Origin of the sequence: Solwaraspora sp. WMMD406 (genome assembly GCF_029626025.1) — a bacterium.
Taxonomy (GTDB): domain Bacteria; phylum Actinomycetota; class Actinomycetes; order Mycobacteriales; family Micromonosporaceae; genus Micromonospora_E.
The window spans coordinates 5,264,953-5,286,606 of sequence record NZ_JARUBF010000001.1 but is presented as its reverse complement, the minus strand read 5'-3'; the positions used below and the strand labels follow the sequence as shown (position 1 = coordinate 5,286,606).

Here is a 21,654-nt window from a genome sequence, read left to right as displayed (position 1 = left end):
GCCGGCGTCGTCGACGATGACCGGATGCCGAGCCTGACCGAGCAGATGGCCGAACAGCTCGGCGGCTGGCGCGGACTGGTCGAGTCCAGCGTGCCGATCGCCGTCTTCGTCGTCTGCAACGTGCTGTGGGAGCTGTCGGTCGCGCTGATCGCCGCGGTCAGCGTTGCCGTGCTCATCGCCGTGGTCCGGCTCGCTCAGCGTCGGCCGATCCGGCACGCCGTGAACGGACTGTTCGGCATCGGCATCGGCGCGCTGCTCGCCTGGCGTACCGGCGAGGAGCGGGACTTCTACCTGCCGGGCATCCTCTACGGCATCGGCTACGGCCTGGCGCTGCTCGGCTCGGTGGTGATTCGCCAACCCCTGGTCGGCTGGCTCTGGTCGATCCTGGTGGCTGGTGGCCGGTCGGAGTGGCGGACCGACCCGGTGCTGATCCGTACCTTCAACCGGCTCACCGTCCTGTGGGGGGTGGTCTGGCTGCTCAAGGTCGGCGTCCAGGCCGGCTTCTACCTGGCCTCGATGGAGACCGCGCTCGGCGTGTCGCGGCTCCTGCTGGGCTATCCGCCGTACGCGGTGCTGTTGGCGATCACCATCTGGGTGGTGCGTCGGGTCAACCGTCAACGGCAGCCGGTCGGGTCACTGGCTCCGGCCGGGGGCTGACCCTCCGGGCCGAGCCCTCCGGCCGGCCGGAGGCATGAGCTCCGGGGGGCCGATCCGGACCGGCCGCACGCTATTCGCCGCGCCGGGTCCGCTCCACGCTGTCCGCGCCGAGGATCACCGCCCGGACGTCGTCCTCGACGTCCGCCGTACAGACGAAGACGAGCTCGTCGCCGGGTTCCAGCGGGTCGTCCGGTCCCGGCGTCAACACCCGCTTGCCCCGTACGATCGCCACCAGGGCACAGTCGCGGGGCAACGGTACGGTGTGCACCGCGTGCCCGACGTGCGGCGCGTCGGTCGGCAAGGTGATCTCCACCAGGTTGGCCTCACCCTGCCGGAAGGTCATCAGCCGGACCAGGTCACCGACGGTGACCGCCTCTTCGACCAGAGCAGCCATCACCCGGGGTTTGCTGACCGCGACGTCGACGCCCCACTGCTCGGTGAACAGCCACTCGTTCTCGGCCCGGTTCACCCGGGCGACCACCCTCGGTACGCTGAACTCGGTCTTGGCCAGCAGCGACACCACCAGGTTGACCTTGTCGTCCCCGGTCGCCGCGACCACCACGTCGAACCGGGCCAGGTCGGCCTCCTCCAGGCTGGCGACCTCGCAGGCGTCGGCCCGGATCCAGCGCGCGCCGGGGACGCGTTCCTCGCGGATCATCGACGCGTTGCGTTCGATGAGCGTCACCTGGTGACCGTTGTCGATCAGTTCCTGGGCGATGGAACGCCCGACGTTGCCGGCTCCGGCGATGGCGACCCGCATCTCAGCGCGCTCCTTCGGGCAGGCTGCTCGCGGTCATCGTGACCGCGTTGGCGATGTCGTCGGTGACGAGCATGAACACCTGGTCGCCCTCCTGCAGCACGGTCGACGACGTCGGCAGGGTGCCGATGCCGAAGCGCATCAGGTAGGCCGCGCGGGTGCCGGTGGCCGACTCCAGCGACCGCAGCGGCCGCCCGATCCACTCCCGGTGCAGCGGCACCTCGATGATCGACACCGTACTGGTCGGATCCCGGAAGATCTCCACGTTGCCCTCCGGGACCAGATGCCGCAGCATCCGGTCGGCCGTCCAGCGGACGGTCGCCACCGTCGGGATACCGAGCCGCTCGTACACCTCGGCGCGGCGCTGATCGTAGATCCGGGCGGCCACCCGCGACACCCCGTACGTCTCGCGGGCCAACCGAGCCGAGATGATGTTGGAGTTGTCCCCGCTGGAGACCGCCGCGAAGGCGTCCGCCCGTTCGATCCCGGCGGCCTGCAACACCTCCCGGTCGAACCCGGTCCCGGCGACCGTGTCACCGGCGAAATCGCTCGGCAGCCGGCGGAACGCGTTGGGGTCCTTGTCGATCACCGAGACCGAGTGTCCGTGCCCGGACAGGGTCTGCGCGAGCGTCGAACCGACCCGCCCGCATCCCATGATCACGACGTGCACCTGAGCCCTCCCGCAGGGCGACTTCACGCAGCGCGTTCCCGGGTGGATCCGCGCTCACCTGCCAGCCTGCCACGTGGCCGGCCGGTTGCCGCCGCCGACCGTACCCCGGCGGTGCCCCGATGGTCGGATCCGGCACCCGGATTCCCGGCGGGCACCCCGCCCGTACCCTTAGCGCTTGTGGCCAGTCCCACCTCACTGATCAAACGGCTGCTGCTGGGGAGACCCTTCCGCTCCGACCGCCTGCAGCACACGCTGCTGCCCAAGCGGGTCGCGCTGCCGGTCTTCTCCTCGGACGCGCTGTCGTCGGTGGCGTACGCGCCGGACGAGATCCTGCTGACCCTGTCCATCGCCGGTGCGGCGGCCTTCGTCTACTCGCCGTGGGTCACGCTCGCCGTCGCGGTGGTGATGGTCACGGTGGTGGCCAGCTACCGGCAGAACGTGCACGCCTACCCCTCCGGCGGCGGCGACTACGAGGTGGCGTCGGTCAACCTGGGTCCCAAGTTCGGCGTCGGGGTCGCCAGCGCGCTGCTCATCGACTACGTACTCACGGTGGCCGTCTCGGTCGCCTCCGGGGTGGCGAACCTGGGCTCGGTGGTGCCGTTCGTCGCCGAGCACAAGGTGGGTGTCGCGGTCACGGCGATCGTCGTCCTCACCGCGCTCAACCTGCGCGGCGTGCGCGAATCGGGGCGGATGTTCGCCATCCCCACGTACGGGTTCATCATCGTCATCAGTGCGGTGATCCTCACCGGCCTGATCCGGGTCTTCGTCCTCGGTCACGACCTGCGCGCGCCCAGCGCGGACCTCGTCATCAGCGCCGAGTGGACCGACCTGACCGGTTTCGCGATGGCCTTCCTGATGCTGCGGGCCTTCTCCTCGGGCTGCGCCGCGCTGACCGGCGTGGAGGCCATCTCCAACGGCGTACCGGCGTTCAAGCCGCCGAAGAGCCGCAACGCCGCCACCACCCTGCTGCTGCTCGGCGCGTTGTCGGTGACGATGATCGCCGGCATCATCTGGCTGGCCCGGCTGACCGGCCTGCAGTTCGTCGAGAACCCGGCCGTGCAGATCCAGTCCGGGCCGGCCGGATACGAACAGAAGACCGTGGTCGCCCAGCTCGGCGAGACCGTGTTCGGGTCCGGGCCGCTGCTGTTCGTGGTGGCCGGGGTCACCGCGCTGATCCTGTTCCTGGCCGCCAACACCGCGTTCAGCGGGTTCCCGGTGCTCGGTTCGATCCTCGCCCAGGACCGCTACCTGCCGCGACAGCTGCACACCCGGGGAGACCGGCTGGCGTTCTCCAACGGCATCCTGTTCCTGGCCCTGTTCGCGATCGTGCTGATCGTCGCCCTGCAGGCCGAGCTGACCAGACTGATCCAGCTCTACATCGTCGGCGTCTTCGTCTCGTTCACCCTGTCCCAGGCGGGCATGCTGCGGCACTGGAACCGGCTGCTGGGCACCGAACGGGACCCGGTCGTCCGGCGACGGATGCACCGGTCCCGGGCGATCAACGGTTTCGGCATGACGCTGACCGGCGCGGTGCTGATCGTCGTGCTGGTCACCAAGTTCGCGCTCGGCGCGTGGATCGCGATCGCGGCGATGTCCGCCGTCTACGCGGTGATGCTGGCCATCCGGCGGCACTACGACACGGTCGCCCGTGAGCTGACCCCGGCCGAGGGCCGGCCGGTGCTGCCCGCCCGCAACCACGCGATCGTGCTGGTCAGCAAGGTGCACCTGCCGACGCTGCGGGCGGTGGCGTACGCCCAGGCGACCCGGCCGGACACCCTGGTCGCGCTCACCGTACGGGTGGACGACGCCGACACCCGAGCGGTGCAGGCCGAGTGGGACCGGCGCGGGTTGGCCGTGTCGCTGACCGTCGTCGACTCGCCGTACCGGGAGATCACCCGGCCGATCATCGACTACGTCAAGTCGGTGCGCCGCGACGCGCCCCGCGACGTGGTCACCGTCTTCATTCCCGAGTACGTCGTCGGTCACTGGTGGGAGAACCTGTTGCACAACCAGAGCGCGTTGCGGCTCAAGGGCCGGCTGCTGTTCGAGCCGGGAGTGATGGTGACCAGCGTACCCTGGCAGTTGGCGTCGAGCGCCAACAAGGACTTGGACCGGTTCGACGAGACCCTCAGCCGGGGTCCGGCGCGCGGGCCGCGTCCGGTGCCGGTCGATCGGTCCGGTGCCGGCGGCGCCACCGTCGCCCCGCCGGCCGACCTCGATCCCGCCGGGCCCGCGGTCGATCCCGCCGGGCCCGCGGTCGGTCGCGCCGGGCCCGCGGTCGGTCGCGCCGGGCCCGCGGTCGATCCCGCCGGGCCCGCGGCCGGTCGCGCCGACGCCGACCGTACGATGTCCGACGATGTCTGACTCCGCCGGCCTCCTCGAGCTCGGCGACGGCGACCAGGTGACGGTACGGGTGGGCGCGGTCGCGCACGGCGGCCACTGCGTCGCCCGGGTCGACGGGCAGGTGGTCTTCGTCCGGCACGCGCTCCCCGGTGAATTGGTCACCGTCGAGATCACCGAGACGCACCGTGGTTACCTGCGCGGCGACGCGGTGGCGGTGCTGGAGCCGGCACCGCGACGGGTCACCCCACCATGCCCTTACGCCGGCCCCGGCGCGTGCGGCGGCTGCGACCTGCAGCACGTCGCGCCCGAGGCGCAGCTGGACTGGAAAGCCGACGTGATCCGCGAACAGTTGCGGCGACTCGGCGGGCTCACCGCGGCCGAGGTGGACGCCCTGGCGGTACGGGTACGGCCGTTGCCCGGCGGTCCGCTCGGCTGGCGGACCCGGGTCCGCTACGCGGTCGACGCAGCCGACCGGGCCGGGCTGCTCAAACACCGCTCCCACGAGGTGGTGCCGGTCGACCGCTGCCTGATCGCCCACCCGGCGATTCAGCGACAGCCGGTGCTATCCACCCGCTGGCCGGGCACCGACGCGGTGGAGACCGTCGTCTCCGGCAACGGCGAGGTCGTGGTCACGCCGATTCCCGATGGTGGCGAGGTGGGTGCGGGGTCCGGGACGGTCACCGAGGTCGCCGTCGGCCGCCGGTGGCGGCTGCCGGCGGGCGCCTTCTGGCAGGTACACCCGGCGGCCGCCGACACGCTCGCCGGCGCGGTGCTGGAGCTGCTGGATCCCCGGCCCGGCGAGTCGGCCTGGGACCTCTACGGCGGTGCCGGTCTGTTCGCGGCGGCCGTGGCCGGCCGTACCGGGCCGTCGTCGCGGGTCACGCTGGTGGAGAACGCGGCGACCGGGATCGCCGCCGCCCGGGCCAACCTGGCCGACCTGCCCCAGATCGAGGTGGTCGCCGCCCGGGTCGAGACCGCGCTGGCCCGGCGACGCATCACCGGTCCGGTCGACCTGGTGGTTCTCGACCCACCCCGGGCGGGTGCGGGTGCGCGGGTCGTCCGGGACATCGCCGGTGCGGCCCGGCGTGCCGTGGCGTACGTGGCCTGCGACCCGGCGGCCCTCGCCCGGGACGTACGTACCTTCCGTGAGTGTGGCTGGACGTTGCGTAGCCTGGTCGGCTTCGACTGTTTCCCGATGACCCAGCACATCGAGTGCGTCGCGTCGTTCACGCCCGGCGAGCCGACTGATCCGTGACGCGGGCCCGCTGCGGGCTGTGCGAATCCCGATAGACTCGGCGGTCGTAGGCGGACCCCGCGCGCGGATCGATGCGCGCACCGCCAGCTGGACGCCCCGTGGGTCGCGTACGCGCGAGGGGCAGTTAGGGAGCGATATGAGCCAGGCAGAGGCAGGATCCGACGGCCGGTTGCTGGCCACCGTACGCACCCCGCAGGACGTCAAGCGGATGTCCGCCGACGAGCTGTCGCTGCTCGCGGCGGAAATCCGGGACTTCCTGGTCGCGAAGGTCTCCCGTACCGGTGGGCACCTGGGTCCCAACCTCGGCGTGGTGGAGCTGACCCTCGCCATGCACCGGGTCTTCGACTCGCCCCGGGACCGGTTCCTGTTCGACACCGGTCACCAGGCGTACGTACACAAGATCCTCACCGGCCGGCAGGCCGGGTTCGACCAGCTCCGCCAGCGCGACGGCCTCTCCGGCTATCCCAGCCAGTCCGAGAGCGAGCACGATCTGATCGAGAACTCGCACGCCTCCACCGCCCTGTCCTACGCGGACGGGCTGGCCAAGGCGTACGCGTTGCGCGGTGAGGCCCGCAACGTCGTCGCCGTGGTCGGCGACGGGGCACTGACCGGTGGCATGTGCTGGGAGGCGCTGAACAACATCGCCGGGGCCCGCAACCGGCTCGTCATCGTGGTCAACGACAACGGCCGGTCGTACGCGCCGACCATCGGCGGGCTCGCCGACCACCTCGCCGCGCTGCGCCTCAACCCCGGCTACGAGAAGGTGCTCGACCTGGTCAAGGAGTCGCTCGGCGCGACCCCGCTGGTCGGTCGACCGATGTACGAGGTGCTGCACGCGGTCAAGAAGGGCATCAAGGACGCGGTCGCCCCGCAGACCATGTTCGAGGACCTCGGCATCAAGTACGTCGGCCCGATCGACGGCCACGACCTCGCCGCCGTCGAGTCGGCCCTGCACCGGGCCAAGGGCTTCGGCGGACCGGTGATCGTGCACGCGGTGACCCGCAAGGGCTACGGCTACCGGCCGGCCGAGGAGGACGACGCCGACTGCCTGCACGGGCCGAGCAGCGCGTTCGACGTGCAGACCGGCAAGCTGCTGGCCGCCCCGGCGGTGAAGTGGACGCATGTCTTCGCCGAGGAACTTGTGGCGATCGCCGACGAACGGCCCGACGTGGTCGGGATCACCGCGGCGATGGCCGAACCGACCGGGATCGCCGCGCTGGCCCGCAAGTACCCGCAGCGGGTGTACGACGTGGGCATCGCCGAGCAGCACGCCACCACCTCGGCCGCCGGGCTGGCGATGGGTGGGCTGCACCCGGTGGTGGCCGTCTACGCCACCTTCCTCAACCGGGCCTTCGACCAGGTGCTGCTCGACGTGGCGATGCACAAGCTTCCGGTCACCTTCGTCCTGGACCGGGCCGGGGTGACCGGTCCGGACGGGCCCAGCCACTACGGCATCTGGGACATGTCGGTGTTCGGGGTGGTGCCCGGCCTGCGCATCGCCGCTCCCCGGGACGCCGCCACCCTGCGGGAGGAGTTGCGGGAGGCGGTCGCCGTCGACGACGGCCCGACCGTGCTGCGCTTCCCGACCGGTTCGGTCGCCGCCGATCTACCGGCGGTACGGCGAATCGGTCAGGTGGACGTGCTCGTCGAGTCGGACCGTCGGGACGTGTTGCTTGTCGCGGTCGGCGCGTTCGCCACGATGGGCGTGGACGTCGCCGCCCGCGTCGCCGAGCAGGGCTACGGCGTCACGGTGGTGGATCCTCGCTGGGTCCGGCCGGTCGCCGACGAACTCGTCACCCTCGCCGCCGGGCACCGGCTGGTGGTCACCGTCGAGGACGGGGTCCGTACCGGCGGCGTCGGGGACGCCGTGGCCAAGGCGTTGCGCGACGCGCAGGTCCAGGTGCCCCTGCGTGACCTGGGCGTACCGGCGGACTGGCATCCGCATGGCACCCGCGCTCAGATCCTCGCCGATCTGCGACTGACCGCCCAGGACGTGGCGCGGGACGTGACCGGCTGGATCTCAGGTCTGGACGACGACGCCACGACCACCGAAGTGCACAGCGGTGACGACGGCGTCGTCGGCGCGGCCGACGACGCGTCCCGAGGTACGGCGGCCGGCCGGACCAGTCGCCGGGCCAACGGCCGGAGCTGACGCCCGTCGGCGATCCGCGCTCTACTCCGATACTCCGATACTCCGATCGCCGGGCGGTGTCCGCCGGCCGCCGGCCGCCGGCTCCGGCGGTGTCCGGCAGTCGTCGGCCGGGTTGGCATTCTCGCCTGGCCGCTTCACGCTGGTTTAACAGCGGGCTACGCAGGGTGGTAGCGGGTCGATGACTGGGAGGTCGCCGTGCGGGTGCTGGTGGTCGAGGACGAACGCAACCTCGCCGACGCGATCGTCCGTGGCCTGCGACGACAGGGCATGGCCGTCGACGTCGCCTACGACGGCTCCGCCGGCCACGAGATGGCCTTCGTGACCCGCTACGACGTGGTCGTTCTCGACCGGGACCTGCCCGGTGTGCACGGCGACCAGATCTGCGCGGACCTGGTGAGCTCGGGCGCGCTCACTCGGGTGCTGATGCTCACCGCCAGCGGTACGGTCGCTGACCGGGTCGAAGGACTGCAACTCGGCGCGGACGACTACCTGCCCAAGCCGTTCGCGTTCACCGAACTCGTCGCCCGGGTGCAGGCACTCGGGCGACGAGCCACGCCGCCCGCGCCGCCGGTGCTGGCCGTGGCCGACCTGACCGTCGACCCCGCCCGTCGGGTCGCCACCCGGTCCGGAGCCCCGGTCGATCTGACCCGCAAGGAGTTCGGCGTACTGGAGGAGCTGGTCAAGGCCCGGGGGGCGGTGGTGTCCAGCGAGGAACTGCTCGAACGGGTCTGGGACGCCAACACCGATCCGTTCACCACGACCGTACGGGTGACCGTGATGACGTTGCGCAAGAAGCTGGGGGAGCCGCAGCTGATCGAGACGGTGGTCGGGGCCGGATACCGGGTGGCCAGCCCGCCGGAACCCGACGGGATCGGATCGTGAGCGCGGCCCCGACCGTCGACCGATCCGCCGGTCGCCCGTCCCGGTGGCCGGTGCTTCGAACGCCACGTCCCACCTTGCGGTTGCGGCTGACCCTGTTCAACGGGGTGCTGCTGATCGGCACCGGCGCGGTCTTCGTCCTGCTGTCCTGGCTGCTGGTCACCGACGCCTTACGTCCGGCCGACGAACTCGCCGCCGGTACGGTCGTGGTGCTGGCCGACGGCCGCGAACTCGACGCCGGGGCCTGGCAGGAGAGCATCATCGACGGGGCGTCCCGGGAGTTGCTGGCCAAGTCGCTTGTCGCGTTGCTGGCGATCAGCGTGGTCGGCGTGGTGGGGGCGTACGCGGTGGTCGGCCGGGCGCTGCGACCGCTGCAGCAGGTCACCTCGACCGCCCGCCGGCTCGGCGAACAGACCCTGGACCAGCGGATCGGGTACGCCGGTGCCGGCGACGAGGTGGCCGAGTTGGCGGACACCTTCGACGACATGCTGGACCGGCTCAGCGTGGCGTTCGAGGCGCAGAAGCGGTTCGTCGCCAACGCCTCGCACGAGTTGCGAACGCCGCTGGCGGTGATGCGTACCGAGATCGACGTGACGATGGCCGACGACGACGCCGACCTGGCCGAGTACAAGCGGATGGCCATGGTGGTCCGCGACGCGTCCGAACGGGCCAACGGGCTGTTCGACGCGTTGCTGGTGCTGGCCAGCAGCGAGGCGCAGTCCGGTCGTCGGCTGGTCCGCAAGGTGCCGCACGACCTGGCGGCCGGGGTCTGCGGCGCCCTGTCGGCGGTACGCGTGGAGACGCAGCGGCTCAAACTGGACGTGCGCACCGCGCTCGAACCGGCCGGGGTGATCGGCGACCCGAGCCTGCTGGACCGGCTGGCGGGCAACCTGATCGAGAACGCCGTGCGCTACAACCATCTGCACGGGCAGCTCTGGGTCCGGACCGGGCAGCACGGCGATCAGGTGCACCTGGTGGTCGGCAACACCGGATTCGAGGTCGAGCAGGCCGACGTGCCAGGGCTGTTCGAGCCGTTCCGCCGGGGCGGCCGGGAACGGACCGGTGCCCGTGGCTCCGGGCTCGGCCTGTCGATCGTGCGGGCGGTGGCGGACGCGCACGGCGGCACCGTGTACGCGGTGGCCCAGCCCGGTGGCGGCCTGGAGGTGACGGTCACGATGCCGGCGGCCGGTCCGGTCGCCGGTGCCGAGCCCGCGATCCGCGCGATCCGGGCCAGCTGACTGCACCGTGCGATCGGGGCCAGCTGACTGCACCGTGCGATCGGGGCCAGCTGACTTCACCGTGCGATCGGGGCCAGCTGACTGCACCGTGCGATCGGGGCCAGCTGACTGCACCGTGCGATCGGGGCCAGCTGACTGACCGCGCGGGGACGACTGTGCCCCGCGATCCGCACGGATCGCGGGGCACCCCTCCGAGGCCGACAGCCGAGGGGATCACGCCGGCAGGCTGGCCACCCCGGGCGGCAGGAAACGTCGGCCGGTGACCCGCTCGGCGGTACCGCTGCGGTCCAGGTAGGGGATGATGCCGCCGAGGTGGAACGGCCATCCGGCACCGAGGATCATGCACAGGTCGATGTCAGGGGCTTCGGCCACGACGCCCTCGTCGAGCATCAGCCGGATCTCCTGGGCCAGCGCGTCCAGGGCCCGCTGCCGGACCTGCTCGGCGGTGAGCGGCTGCGAGCCGACCTCCAGCAGCTTGCCGATCTCCGGGTTGAGCTCGTCGTCGACCAGCAGCGGCAGACCGGACTCGGCGATCCGGCGCAGGTTGTCGCTGACCGTGAACCGGTCCGGGAACGCGGCGTGCAGCGTACCGCCGACGTGGTGGGCGACCGGCGGACCGACCAGTTGCAGCAGGGCCAGGGGCCGCATCGGCAGGCCGAGCGAATCCACCGCGGCGTCGGCGGTCTGGGGATCCGTACCGGCGTCGATCGCGGCGAGGATCTCGCCGAGGAAGCGGGTCAGCAGCCGGTTGACCACGAAGGCGGGCGCGTCCGACACCAGCACGCAGGACTTGCGCAGCTCCTTGCCGACGGCGAACGCCGTGGCCAGCGTGGCGTCGTCGGTCCGTTCGCCGCGGACGATCTCCAGCAGCGGTAGCACCGCCACCGGGTTGAAGAAGTGGAACCCGACCAGCCGCTCCGGATGGTCGAGGTCGGTGGCCATCTCGGTGACCGACAACGACGACGTGTTGGTGGCCAGGATCGTCTGCGGTCCGACGATTGCCTCCACCTCCGCCCACACCTGCTTCTTGACCTTGAGGTCCTCGAAGACCGCCTCGATGACGAAGTCGGCGTCGGCGAAGGCGGACTTGTCGACCGCGCCGCTGACCAGGGTGAGCAGCTTGGCGGCGGTGCCGGTGTCCATCCGACCCTTGCCGACCTGCTTTTCGATCTCGGCGTGCACGTAGCCGACACCCGCGTCCACCCGGGACTGGTCGAGGTCGGTCAGCACCACCGGCACCTGCAACCGGCGGGCGAACAGCAACGCCAGCTGGGATGCCATCAGACCGGCACCGACGATGCCGACCTTGGTGACGGGGCGGGCCAGCTCCGCGTCCGGGGCGCCCACCGGTCGCTTGGCGCGCCGCTGCACCAGGTCGAACGCGTACAGGCTGGCGCGCATCTCCTCGGAGAGGATCAGGTCGGCCAGGGCCTCGTCCTCGGCGGCGGTGCCGTCGGCGAACGACGCCTCCTTGGCCAGGGCGAGCAGGTCGAGGGCCCGGTACGCGGACGGCACCGCGCCGTGCAGCCGCTGGTCGAGCTGGTGGCGGGCGAAGTAGAGCACGCCCTCCCACATCTCCTTGTCGATCTCGGGCCGGGTGACGGACACCTCGCCCCGGACCACGTCGGCGGCCCATTCCAGGGACCGCTCCAGGAAATCCGCCGGCTCGAGCAGGACGTCCGCGACACCCATCTCGGCGGCCTGCCTGGCCTTGAGCATCCGGTTCTGGGTCAGCGGATTGGAGATGATCACCTGGGCGGCGGCCGGAATGCCGATCAGGTGGGGCAGCAGTTGGGTGCCGCCCCAGCCGGGGATCAGACCGAGGGACACCTCGGGCAACGCCAGCGCGGCGACCCCACCGGACAGGGTGCGGTAGTGGCAGTGCAGCGCGAGTTCCAGCCCGCCGCCCATCGCCGCGCCGTTGACGAACGCGAACGTCGGTACCGCGCTGTCGCGTAGCCGGGCGAAGATCCGGTGCCCCATCCGACCGATCTCCAGCGCCTGCTCCCGGGTGGTGAGCAGCGGCATGCCGGTCAGGTCGGCGCCGACGCAGAAGACGTACGGCTTGCCGGTGATCGCGACGAAGGCCGGCTCGGCGGCGAGCGCGGTGGTGATCGCGGTGTCGAGTTCGGCCAGGCCGGCCGGGCCGAGAGTGTTCGGTTTGCGGTGATCCAGGCCGTTGTCCAGGGTGATCAGGGCGGCCGGCCGGTCCAGGCCGGGCACCCGTACCTCGCGGACCAGGGCCTTGGTGACCACCTCTGCGGGGTTGTCCAGTGTCGTCATTGGTCCTCGTCTCCCTGCTGTGCCGAACCGGTCCAGGCCGGGTTCTCCCAGATGACCGTGCCACCCATGCCGATGCCGATGCACATCGCCGTGATGCCGTAGCGAACCTCGGGATGTTCGGCGAACTGCCGGGCCAGCTGGGTCATCAGCCGTACGCCGGACGACGCCAGCGGGTGCCCGATGGCGATCGCCCCACCCCACGGGTTGACCCGGGGGTCGTCGTCGGCGATGCCGAAGTGATCGAGGAAGGCCAGCACCTGGATCGCGAAGGCCTCGTTGAGCTCGAACAGGCCGATGTCGTCGATGCTCAACCCGGCCAGTCGCAGCGCCTTCTCGGTCGACGGGATCGGCCCGACGCCCATCACCTCCGGCTCGACACCGACGAAACCGTACGAGACCAGCCGCATCGCGACCGGCAGGCCCAGCTCGCGGGCGACGTCCTCGGCGGCGAGCAGGCTGGCGGTGGCGCCGTCGTTGAGCCCGGCGGCGTTGCCGGCGGTGACCCGCCCGTGCGGCCGGAACGGCGTCTTGAGGGTGGCCAGCTTCTCCAGGGAGGTGTCCCGGGGCGCCTCGTCGACGGTGGCCAGGCCCCAGCCGGCCTCCGGGTCGCGGATCGCCACCGGGACCAGGTCGGGCTGCAGCTTGCCGTTGGCGTACGCCTTGGCGGTCTTGATCTGGGAGGCGAGGGCGTACGCGTCGGTGCGGGCCCGGGTGATGCCCGGCAGCCGGTCGTGCAGGTTCTCGGCGGTCGCCCCCATGATCAGCGCGGACGGGTCGACCAGCTTCTCGGCGAGGATGCGCGGGTTGGGGTCGACGCCTTCGCCCATCGGGTGCCGGCCCATGTGTTCGACGCCGCCGGCGACGGCGACGTCGTAGGCGCCCATGGCGATGCCGCCGGCGACCGAGGTGACCGCCGTCATGGCGCCGGCGCACATCCGGTCGATCGCGAAGCCGGGTACGGTCTTGGGCAGCCCGGACAGCAGGGCGGCGGTACGGCCGATGGTCAGGCCCTGGTCGCCGGTCTGGGTGGTGGCCGCGATGGCGACCTCTTCGACCCGGTCCGGTGGCAGCTGGGGGTTGCGCCGCAGCAGTTCGCGGATGCACCGGATGACGAGGTCGTCAGCGCGGGTGTGGGCGTACATCCCGCCGGCTTTGCCGAACGGGGTGCGGACGCCGTCGACGAAGACGACCTCCCGGATTTCACGCGGCACGATGGGCCTCCTAGCCGGCCTGGGTACGCGGGGCAGACCTAAATGCTACTTGTCGGTAACTATGCCTGGCGGCAGGGTCGGGTGTGGCCCGGGCCACACCCGGTCCGCACGATGCGCCCATCCCGGTCGGGTACCTTCAGGTCGGCCGCTGACGCGGGACGGGCGAGCTGGCGGTGTGGCCAGCGGGGGACAGGAGACGAGCCGTGAAGGTCCTGATCGCGGGTGGAGCCGGCTTCATCGGCAGTACGATCGCCTCCGCCTGCCTCGACGCCGGCATCGTGCCCGTGGTGCTCGACAACCTCAGCACCGGTCGGGTCGAGTTCACCCGCGACCGGATCTTCTACCACGGCGACATCGCCGACGGCGCGCTGATCGACCGGATCTTCGCCGACCACCCGCAGATCGAAGCGGTGGTGCACGCCGCCGCGCTGATCGTGGTCCCCGAGTCGGTCGCCCGGCCGCTGCGGTACTACCGGGAGAACGTGGCCAAGTCGATCGACTTCGTCGACCACCTGCTCCGCAACGGGGCACAGCGATATCTGTTCAGCTCGTCGGCCGCGATCTACCGCCCGGGTACGGACTTCTCGGTCGACGAGTCCTCTCCGTTGGAGCCGACCAGCCCGTACGCCCGTACCAAGGCGATGATGGAGCTGATGCTGGCCGACTGCGCCGCCGCCACCGGGCTGCGGGCCCTGTCCCTGCGCTACTTCAACCCTATCGGCGCCGACCCGCAGCTGCGCACCGGACTGCAGATCCGCCAGCCGACCCACGTGCTCGGCAAACTGATCAGTGCCGCCGAGAACGACGAGGAATTCCTGATCACCGGGGTGGACTGGCCGACCCGCGACGGTTCCGGCATCCGCGACTACATCCACGTCTGGGACCTGGCGCGGGCCCACGTACGGGCGCTGCGTCACTTCGACGAGGTCCTGGCCCCCGACGCGCCCCGACGCTACGACGTACTCAACCTGGGCACCGGCGACGGCACGACCGTCCGGGAGTTCGTCGACGCCTTCCGTTCGGTCGTCGGCACACCACTACGGGTTCGGGAGGCGCCGGCCCGCCCTGGCGACTCCGCCGGCTCGTACACCCGCAGTGTCCGGGCCCGCCAGCTGCTCGACTGGAAACCGGAACTGTCGATCGCCGACGGCATCCGGGACTCGCTGGCCTGGTCCGCCCGCCGCGACGAGGTGCTCGGCTCGGCGTGACCGGGGACCGGACGGTCCGCAGTCCGGAATCCGCCGGAACCGGTCAGGTCCGGCCGGGCCGGCCGGGGCGGGTCGTGGACCGGTCAGGGATCCGGTCAGGGATCCCGAAGCGCGATCGTCAACTCGGCGACGAGCAGCGCGACCTGCCAGGCACGGGCACCGAATCCGCGCAGCGTGGCCGCCACCGACTCCTCGCTGATCTCGTCCGGCGGGGTCCAGGCGAGCCGCCGGATCGAATCCGGCGTGATCAGGTTCTCGGGCGGCAGCACGTTCGCCGCCGCGGTACGGATCACCACCTCACGGCAGCGGGCCAGCCGGGCGGCGGCGACCGGATCCCGCTCGGCCCAGCGATGCGGCGGCGGCGGACCGTCGACCACCGGGCTGACCGGCAGCGCGTCGTCGGGCAGCTCGCGCGCGGCGTGCAACGCGTCGAGCCAGATCCGGGCCAGCCGCCGGACCGACCGACCGTTGAAGCCCGGCAACGCCAGCAGCGCCCGCTCGTCGCGGGGATCGAGCTCGGCGGCGGCGACGATCGCGGAGTCGGGCAACACCCGACCCGGTGCCGAGTCCCGCCGGGCGGCGATCTCGTCACGGGCGTACCACAGGGCCCGTACCCGCGCCTGTGCCCTGGTCCCTCGGACCCGGTGGATGCCGGAGGTACGGCGCCACGGCTCCGGCCGTACCTTCGGTGGCTGGCTGCCCCAGGCGACCAGCGCGGCGAACTCCTCCGCCGCCCAGCGCTGTTTGCCCTGCCGTTCCAGCTCGCCGGCGAGTACGTCGCGCAAATCGACCAGCAGCTCGACGTCGAGCGCGGCGTAGGTGAGCCAGGACTCCGGCAGCGGCCGGGTGGACCAGTCGGCGGCCGAGTGGTGCTTCTCCAGGGAGAAGCCGAGGAGCGCCTCGGTGAGCGCCGCCAACCCGACGCGTTCGAACCCGGCCAGGCGGGCGGCGAGTTCGGTGTCGAACAGCCGGCGCGGCCGCAGCCCGAGGTCGGCCAGGCACGGCAGGTCCTGACTGGCCGCGTGCAGCACCCATTCGGTGTCGGCGACGGCGGCGTCGAGAGAGGCCAGGTCGTCGAAGGGCAACGGGTCGATCAGCGCAGTACCCGAACCGGCGCGACGCAACTGGACCAGGTACGCCCGCTGGCTGTAGCGGTAGCCGGAGGCGCGTTCGGCGTCGATGGCGACCGGACCGCTGCCGGCGGCGAAGCGAGTCACCACCTCGGCGAGGGCCTGCGCGGTGGCCACCGGCGCCGGGGTGCCGTCGCGCGGGGCGATCAACGGAACAGGCCCGCCGGGCGAGGGGTCGGGCCCCACGACATCGGACGTCGGCGCCGGGGCCGACAGGTTGTGCGGCTCGCTCCCTGCTGGGCGTTGCGCGGTCCGACGGTGCAGGGGGGATTCGTCGGTCACCTGACAACCCTAGTGCCCGGCACGGCCGGAGACGGCACAAGGCTCCACCCGGCGCGTCGGCTCCGGTACGGCCGCTGGTCACGGAGGGGATGGCCAGGCGTCGGTGGCGGGTCGTCGATCGTGGTGACGGGACGACAAACCCCTTACCGCCCGGTACGGTCGCATCGTGCGACTGTCGCCACGAGTTGCCACTGTCGGGGCGTGAAACCGGACCGTCGGTCGTCGCTCGAGTCGCACCGGTTTGCCGCAGCGGAGGAGAGGCTGCCCCTCATGACCAGTGGGTTCGATCAGCGCTTCGCGTCCGCCCCGCAGCCGCCGGGTCCGCGCCACGCCGTCCCGGACGGCTCGCCGCCGCTTCCGGCCGTCGACGGGGAGCGGATCGGGTCGGGCACCCCCGCTGGATCCGCCGCGTCGCCCGGGTTCGACCAGCCCGATCCCGACGACCCGCAGGCCGCGTCCGGTCAGCCGGATCCGGTGCACCGACCGACCGGGTCCGATCAGCCGGATCCCGCACGGCAGGCCGGGGTATGGGGACCACCGCACGCGGACCTGCTCCGTGCGATGCCCCGACGCCGATCCTGGACGGGAGTCACGGCACTGCTGCTCGTGGTGGGACTCGGTGCCGTGGTCGGTCTGCAGGCGTACCGGATCGACCAGCTCACCACCCGACTCGCGCAGGCCGATCAGCGGCTGGATCGGGCGCAGGGCGCGGACGCCAGCCGGTTCGACCTCGTCGAGGCGCGCACCGCCGAGCTTGAACGGCAGGTCGGGGCGGCCTTCGACCCGGAGGCGATCGCCAGCGCGGTCCTGCCGAGTGTCTTCCGGGTCACCGCCGGCCGGTTCACCGGCACCGCCTTCGCCGTCGGCGAGTCCGACGACGGCGACACCGATCTGTTCACCAACTACCACGTCATCGAATCGGCGTATCTTGCCGGCAACCGGCGGGTCTTCCTGGAACGCGACGGCCAGCAGATCCCGGCCACCATCGTCCGGGTCGACTCCGACAGCGACGTCGCCCACCTGCGGACCGCGCGGTCGTTCACCGGGCTCGTCCCCGCCACCGGGGCGGTGAACGCCGGGCAGCAGATCGTCGTGGTCGGTGCCCCGCTCGGCCTGGCCGACACCGTGACCACCGGCGTGGTCAGCGCGTTGCGGCAGAGCGAGGAGGGCTCCGGTCCGGTGATCCAGTTCGACGCCCCGATCAACCCCGGCAACTCCGGGGGTCCGGTGGTGAACAGCGACAAGCAGGTGGTGGGAATCGCCGCCGCCAAGGCCCGCGACGCCGAGGGCATCGGACTCGCGGTGCCGATCCAGACCGCCTGCGACGCCTTCGACGTCTGCTGATCCGCGCCGTCGGTGTCGCCGTGCCGTCGGTGTCGCCGTGCCACCGGTGGACGCGCGGCCGGGTGGCGCCGGTGGTTGAGCGGGTCAGGTGCCGCCGGTCCCGCGTCGGCCCGGCAGCACGCTTACCCCGGGCGGGGGCAGCCCGGCGGTCGAGGCGAGCAGGTCGCACCAGGCGAGCAGATGCGCTCCGAGCTCCGGGTCGAGTGGGGTCCAAGAGGCACGGATCTCGATGTCGCCGCCCGCCGGCGGTCCGGCCAACTCGCCGAAACGGGTCGAGCAGGTCTGCGTCACGGTGCCGCCCAGGGCGGTGTGCGCCGCGTCGTGCGTCTCCAGGGCGTCGGTCAACCAGGTCCAGCCCACCGTCGGCAGCAGCGGATCGGACACCAGGTCGGCCTCGAGATCGGCGGTGACGTAGGTCACCAGCCGTAGGGTGCCGTGCCACGCCTCGTGACCAGTGGGGTCGTGCAACAGCACCAACCGCCCGGTGGCCACCTCGTCGTCGGCCCGCACCACCGACGCGCTGAGCGCGAACGCGTACGGCGCGAGGCGCTGTGGCGCACCGACCTCTTCGATCTGGATTTCCGCCCGGGGGGTGACCGCGCGAAGTCCGGCAACGGCGCGGTCGAACGCCTCGGGCAACGCGGCAAGGGGGGCCATGAACGCAGCCTAGGCCGATGCCGGCGGCCATGGGGGCCGGCGCGCCGCAACGGCCGTACGGGCGCGGGAACCGGCGAACCCGGGGCTGCCGGACGGGCGGGCCGTGGCACCATGGCGAACGATGACCACCACGACACCGGGCAGCGCAGCCCGCCACGCCACCGCGTCGACGCACGAGTCGTCGGCCTTCCTCCGGGCCTGCCGGCGCCAGCCGGTGCCACACACTCCTGTGTGGTTCATGCGGCAGGCCGGCCGATCCCTGCCGGAATACCGCGAACTGCGGCGCGGCATCGGGATGTTGGACTCCTGCCGACGACCGGACCTGGTCGCCGAGATCACCCTGCAGCCGGTACGCCGGCACGGGGTGGACGCCGCGATCCTGTTCAGCGACATCGTGGTCCCGCTGGCGGCGGCCGGCGTGGACCTGGACATCGTCGCCGGCACCGGACCGGTGATCGCCGAGCCGCTCCGCGACGCGGCGGCCGTCGACCGGCTGCGGCCCATCACCGTCGACGACGTCCGTTTCGTCGACGAGGCCGTGCGGCTGCTGGTCGCGGCGCTTGGCGACACCCCGCTGATCGGGTTCGCCGGGGCACCGTTCACCCTCGCCAGCTACCTGGTGGAGGGCGGACCGTCACGTACCCACAGCCGGACCAAGGCCCTGATGTACGGCGAACCGGAGACCTGGCACGCTCTCTGCTCCCGGCTCGCCGACATCACTCTGGAGTTCCTGCGGGTCCAGGTGTCGGCCGGCGTCGCAGCGGTGCAGTTGTTCGACTCGTGGGCCGGGGCGTTGTCCGAGGCCGACTACCGGCGGTTCGTGCTGCCGCACTCGGCCACGGTGCTGGCCGGGCTGGCCGGTGCCGGCGTACCCCGGATCCACTTCGGGGTCGGCACCGCCGAGTTGCTCGGCGCGATGGGGGAGGCCGGTGCCGACGTGGTCGGGGTGGACTGGCGTACCCCGTTGGACGTCGCCACCGCCCGGATCGGTCCGGACGGGGCCGTCCAGGGCAACCTCGATCCGTGTGTGCTGCTCGCCCCGTGGCCGGTCGTCGAAGCCGAGGTGCGACGGATCCTGACCGAGGGACTCGCCGCCCCCGGACACGTGTTCAACCTGGGACACGGCGTCCTGCCGGAGACCGACCCGGACGTGTTGACCCGGGTGGTGGAGTTGATTCACACCACGTCGGTCCGCTGATCACGACGAGTCGGCCGCGTGGCAAGGTGACGGTATGCAGCAACCGTGGCGGATCGCCGTGGTGGGTGGTGGGATCGCCGGCCTGGCCGCTGCGCTGCGGCTGCGCGACATTGCCCCCGCCGGTACCCGGATCGTGCTGTTCGAGCAGTCGCCCGGGCTCGGCGGCAAGCTGAGCACCGGCGAGTTCGTCGGACTGCCGGTGGAGCAGGGCGCCGAGGCGTTCCTCACCCGGGACCCTGCCGGCGGCGAGTCGGCCGCGATGACGCTGGCCCGTCGCGTGGGGCTGGCGGATCAGCTGGTCCACCCGGCCGTCGGCCAGGCCGCGCTGGCCCGCGCGGGCGGGCTGGTGCCGCTGCCGGGCGGGACGCTGATCGGCGTACCGTCTGATCTTGATCTGGTGTCGGCGGTGGCCGACGTCGAACCCTGGCGCGACGTCGACGGCGGTCGGCCGTTGCTCGGTCCCGGCGACGACGTCGCCGTCGGCCGGCTGGTCCGTGGCCGGCTCGGCGACGACGTCGTGGAGCAGCTGGTCGACCCGATGCTCGGCGGCGTGTACGCCGGCCGGGCCGACACGTTGTCGCTGGCCACCACCATCCCTGCCCTGGCGGCCACCGCGCGCACCGAGCACACCCTGCTCGGGGCGGTACGGGCGGCGCTGGCCGCCCGCCCGCCCGCGAACGGCGCGCCGATCTTCGCCACCCCGGCCAACGGGCTGAGCGGTCTGGTGGCCGCGATCCGCGCGGCGCTCACCGCGCCCGCCGACGCCGAGCGGCCGGTCACCGTCGAGCTGCGGACGGCGACGACGGTCCGGGAACTGGCGGCGACCCCGACCGGCTGGCGGCTCCTGGTCGGCCCGACCCGCGCGCCCGAGCGGGTCGAGGCGGACGCCGTGCTGGTGGCCGTGCCGGCCCGGCCCGCCGCCCGGCTCCTGGCCGGGGTCGACCCGACGGTGGGAGCCTCGATCGGGGCGCTGGACTACGCCAGCATCGCGTTGATCAGCCTGGCGCTGCCGGCGCCGGCGCTGCCTCGGCTGTCCGGATTCCTCGTGCCCGCCGCCGACGGTGCGCTGACCAAAGCGGTCACGTTCTTCAGCACCAAGTGGGCGCACTTGCGGCGCGCCGACGGGCTGGCGGTGGTGCGCGCCTCGGTCGGCCGGTACGGCGACGAGCAGCTGCTGCACCGCACCGACGACGAACTGGTCGGTGTGGTCCGCGACGAGCTGGCCCGACTGACCGGGGTCCGCCTGCCCGAACCGGTGCTGACCCAGGTCCGGCGCTGGGGCGGGGCGTTGCCCCAGTATCCGCCGGGACATCTGGACCGGGTGGCCGCCGCCCGGCGGACCCTGCGGTCGGCCCGCTGCGGGCTGGCGCTCGCCGGCGCCGCCTACGACGGGATCGGCATCCCCATCTGTATCCGTTCCGGCGAACAGGCCGCCGAGGAGATCCTCACCACCCTGGAAGGAAGACGTCGATGAGTACCGACAGCGCCGAACCGGCCGGCACCGGGTCAGCCACCGGGGGACCGGCCACCGCCGAGCAGACCAACGCCGCCCGGCTGCGGGAGCTGAACGCCACCATCCAGTACACGATGTGGTCGGTGTTCCGGGTCACCGACCGGCTGCCCGCGCTGCGCGACGGCGTGATCAGCGAGGTCGAGGCGTTGGTCGACGAGCTGGCGGCGAAGGGGGTGACGGTCCGGGGCGTCTACGACGTGTCCGGGCTGCGGGCCGACGCCGACATCATGGTCTGGTGGCACGCCCCGAACAGCGACGACCTGCAGGACGCGTACGGCCGGCTGCGCCGGACCGTACTCGGCCGGCATCTGGCGGCCGTCTGGTCGCAGCTGGCGCTGCACCGCCCGGCCGAGTTCAACAAGAGCCACGTGCCGGCCTTCCTCGCCGGGGAGGAAGCCCGGTCGTATGTCTGCGTCTATCCGTTCGTCCGCTCCTACGAGTGGTATCTGCTGCCCGACGCCGAGCGCCGGGCGATGCTCGCCGAACACGGCCGGATGGCGCGCCCCTATCCGGACGTTCGCGCCAACACGGTGGCGTCCTTCGCGCTCGGCGACTACGAGTGGATGCTCGCCTTCGAAGCGGACGAACTGCACCGGATCGTGGATCTGATGCGGGATCTGCGGGCTTCGTCGGCGCGGCGACACGTACGGGAGGAAGTGCCGTTCTTCACCGGTCGGCGACGCTCGGTCGCCGACCTGGTGGCCGCGCTGCCGTAGCCCGCAGCGCAGGCCCTCCCGCGCTGCGGTAGCCCGCCGACCTGGTGGCCGCCCTGCCGTGGCCCGCCAGCCGGCGGACGTCGCGGGTTTGCTTGGTGAACCGCCCGGGTACCTCCCAGACGCCCCCCAAGGTCGGTCGACCGGGCCTCGGACGATCGACG

The 21,654-nt window shown here is 72.2% G+C and carries 16 protein-coding genes and 1 pseudogene; 11 read left to right on the top strand and 6 right to left on the bottom strand.

Annotated elements, in window-relative coordinates:
• Positions 1–24: 24 nt before the first annotated feature.
• Complete coding sequence (locus O7632_RS23295) at positions 25–657, top strand: DUF3159 domain-containing protein (RefSeq protein ID WP_278120307.1); 633 nt, start codon at positions 25–27, stop codon at positions 655–657.
• Between the two features lie 70 nt (positions 658–727).
• Here the strand turns inward: O7632_RS23295 and O7632_RS23290 are convergent, their stop codons facing one another.
• Positions 728–1,417, bottom strand: a complete 690-nt coding sequence (locus tag O7632_RS23290; protein ID WP_278117221.1) for a TrkA family potassium uptake protein — start codon at positions 1,415–1,417, stop codon at positions 728–730.
• A gap of 1 nt (position 1,418) precedes the next feature.
• Complete coding sequence (locus O7632_RS23285) at positions 1,419–2,084, bottom strand: TrkA family potassium uptake protein (protein WP_278117219.1); 666 nt, start codon at positions 2,082–2,084, stop codon at positions 1,419–1,421.
• Positions 2,085–2,261: 177 nt separating this feature from the next.
• Between O7632_RS23285 and O7632_RS23280 the strand changes: the two are divergent.
• The 5 genes and pseudogenes from O7632_RS23280 to O7632_RS23260 form a co-directional block, all read left to right on the top strand.
• A pseudogene (locus O7632_RS23280) lies at positions 2,262–4,241 on the top strand (APC family permease); the annotation flags it as partial.
• 199 nt (positions 4,242–4,440) lie between these two features.
• A complete protein-coding gene (locus O7632_RS23275; RefSeq protein WP_278117217.1) occupies positions 4,441–5,682 on the top strand; it encodes a TRAM domain-containing protein in 1,242 nt (413 codons plus the stop codon).
• Between the two features lie 136 nt (positions 5,683–5,818).
• The gene (gene dxs / locus O7632_RS23270; RefSeq protein ID WP_278117215.1) at positions 5,819–7,834 is read left to right on the top strand and encodes a 1-deoxy-D-xylulose-5-phosphate synthase; all 2,016 of its coding nucleotides are present in this window, start codon (positions 5,819–5,821) and stop codon (positions 7,832–7,834) included.
• 195 nt (positions 7,835–8,029) lie between these two features.
• Positions 8,030–8,716, top strand: a complete 687-nt coding sequence (locus tag O7632_RS23265) for a response regulator transcription factor (protein ID WP_278117214.1) — start codon at positions 8,030–8,032, stop codon at positions 8,714–8,716.
• A 50-nt stretch (positions 8,717–8,766) separates the two neighbouring features.
• Complete coding sequence (locus O7632_RS23260) at positions 8,767–9,951, top strand: HAMP domain-containing sensor histidine kinase (RefSeq protein ID WP_278120306.1); 1,185 nt, start codon at positions 8,767–8,769, stop codon at positions 9,949–9,951.
• 213 nt (positions 9,952–10,164) lie between these two features.
• Here O7632_RS23260 and O7632_RS23255 read toward each other — a convergent pair whose 3' ends face one another.
• Positions 10,165–12,234: a 3-hydroxyacyl-CoA dehydrogenase NAD-binding domain-containing protein gene (locus O7632_RS23255; RefSeq protein WP_278117212.1), complete on the bottom strand. Its 2,070-nt coding sequence runs from the start codon at positions 12,232–12,234 to the stop codon at positions 10,165–10,167.
• On the bottom strand, positions 12,231–13,445 hold the full coding sequence (locus O7632_RS23250) for a thiolase family protein (RefSeq protein WP_278117210.1): 1,215 nt from the start codon (positions 13,443–13,445) through the stop codon (positions 12,231–12,233). The genes O7632_RS23255 and O7632_RS23250 overlap by 4 nt, the downstream gene beginning before the upstream one ends.
• 203 nt (positions 13,446–13,648) lie before the next feature.
• Between O7632_RS23250 and galE the strand changes: the two genes are divergently transcribed.
• Positions 13,649–14,653, top strand: coding sequence for a UDP-glucose 4-epimerase GalE (galE, locus tag O7632_RS23245; protein WP_278117208.1), 1,005 nt, complete (start codon positions 13,649–13,651; stop codon positions 14,651–14,653).
• Positions 14,654–14,748: 95 nt separating this feature from the next.
• Here galE and O7632_RS23240 read toward each other — a convergent pair whose 3' ends face one another.
• Entirely contained in the window at positions 14,749–15,999 is a 1,251-nt protein-coding gene (locus O7632_RS23240) for a ribonuclease D (RefSeq protein WP_278120305.1), read from the bottom strand.
• Positions 16,000–16,335: 336 nt separating this feature from the next.
• Between O7632_RS23240 and O7632_RS23235 the strand changes: the two genes are divergently transcribed.
• Positions 16,336–17,409: a S1C family serine protease gene (locus O7632_RS23235; protein WP_278117206.1), complete on the top strand. Its 1,074-nt coding sequence runs from the start codon at positions 16,336–16,338 to the stop codon at positions 17,407–17,409.
• Between the two features lie 84 nt (positions 17,410–17,493).
• Here the strand turns inward: O7632_RS23235 and O7632_RS23230 are convergent, their stop codons facing one another.
• On the bottom strand, positions 17,494–18,066 hold the full coding sequence (locus tag O7632_RS23230) for a DUF3000 domain-containing protein (protein WP_278117204.1): 573 nt from the start codon (positions 18,064–18,066) through the stop codon (positions 17,494–17,496).
• Positions 18,067–18,187: 121 nt separating this feature from the next.
• Here O7632_RS23230 and hemE point away from each other — a divergent pair, with 121 nt between their 5' ends.
• From hemE to hemQ, 3 genes are read left to right on the top strand one after another with little or no spacing between them, the layout of a single operon-like run.
• Positions 18,188–19,264 carry a uroporphyrinogen decarboxylase gene (gene hemE / locus O7632_RS23225; RefSeq protein ID WP_278117203.1) on the top strand — a complete coding sequence of 359 codons (1,077 nt, stop codon included), beginning with the start codon at positions 18,188–18,190 and terminating at the stop codon, positions 19,262–19,264.
• A gap of 34 nt (positions 19,265–19,298) precedes the next feature.
• Positions 19,299–20,738 carry a protoporphyrinogen oxidase gene (hemG, locus tag O7632_RS23220; protein WP_278117202.1) on the top strand — a complete coding sequence of 480 codons (1,440 nt, stop codon included), beginning with the start codon at positions 19,299–19,301 and terminating at the stop codon, positions 20,736–20,738.
• Entirely contained in the window at positions 20,735–21,493 is a 759-nt protein-coding gene (hemQ, locus tag O7632_RS23215; RefSeq protein WP_347403590.1) for a hydrogen peroxide-dependent heme synthase, read from the top strand. Before hemG ends, hemQ begins: the two co-directional genes overlap by 4 nt.
• The last annotated feature ends 161 nt before the right edge of the window (positions 21,494–21,654 follow it).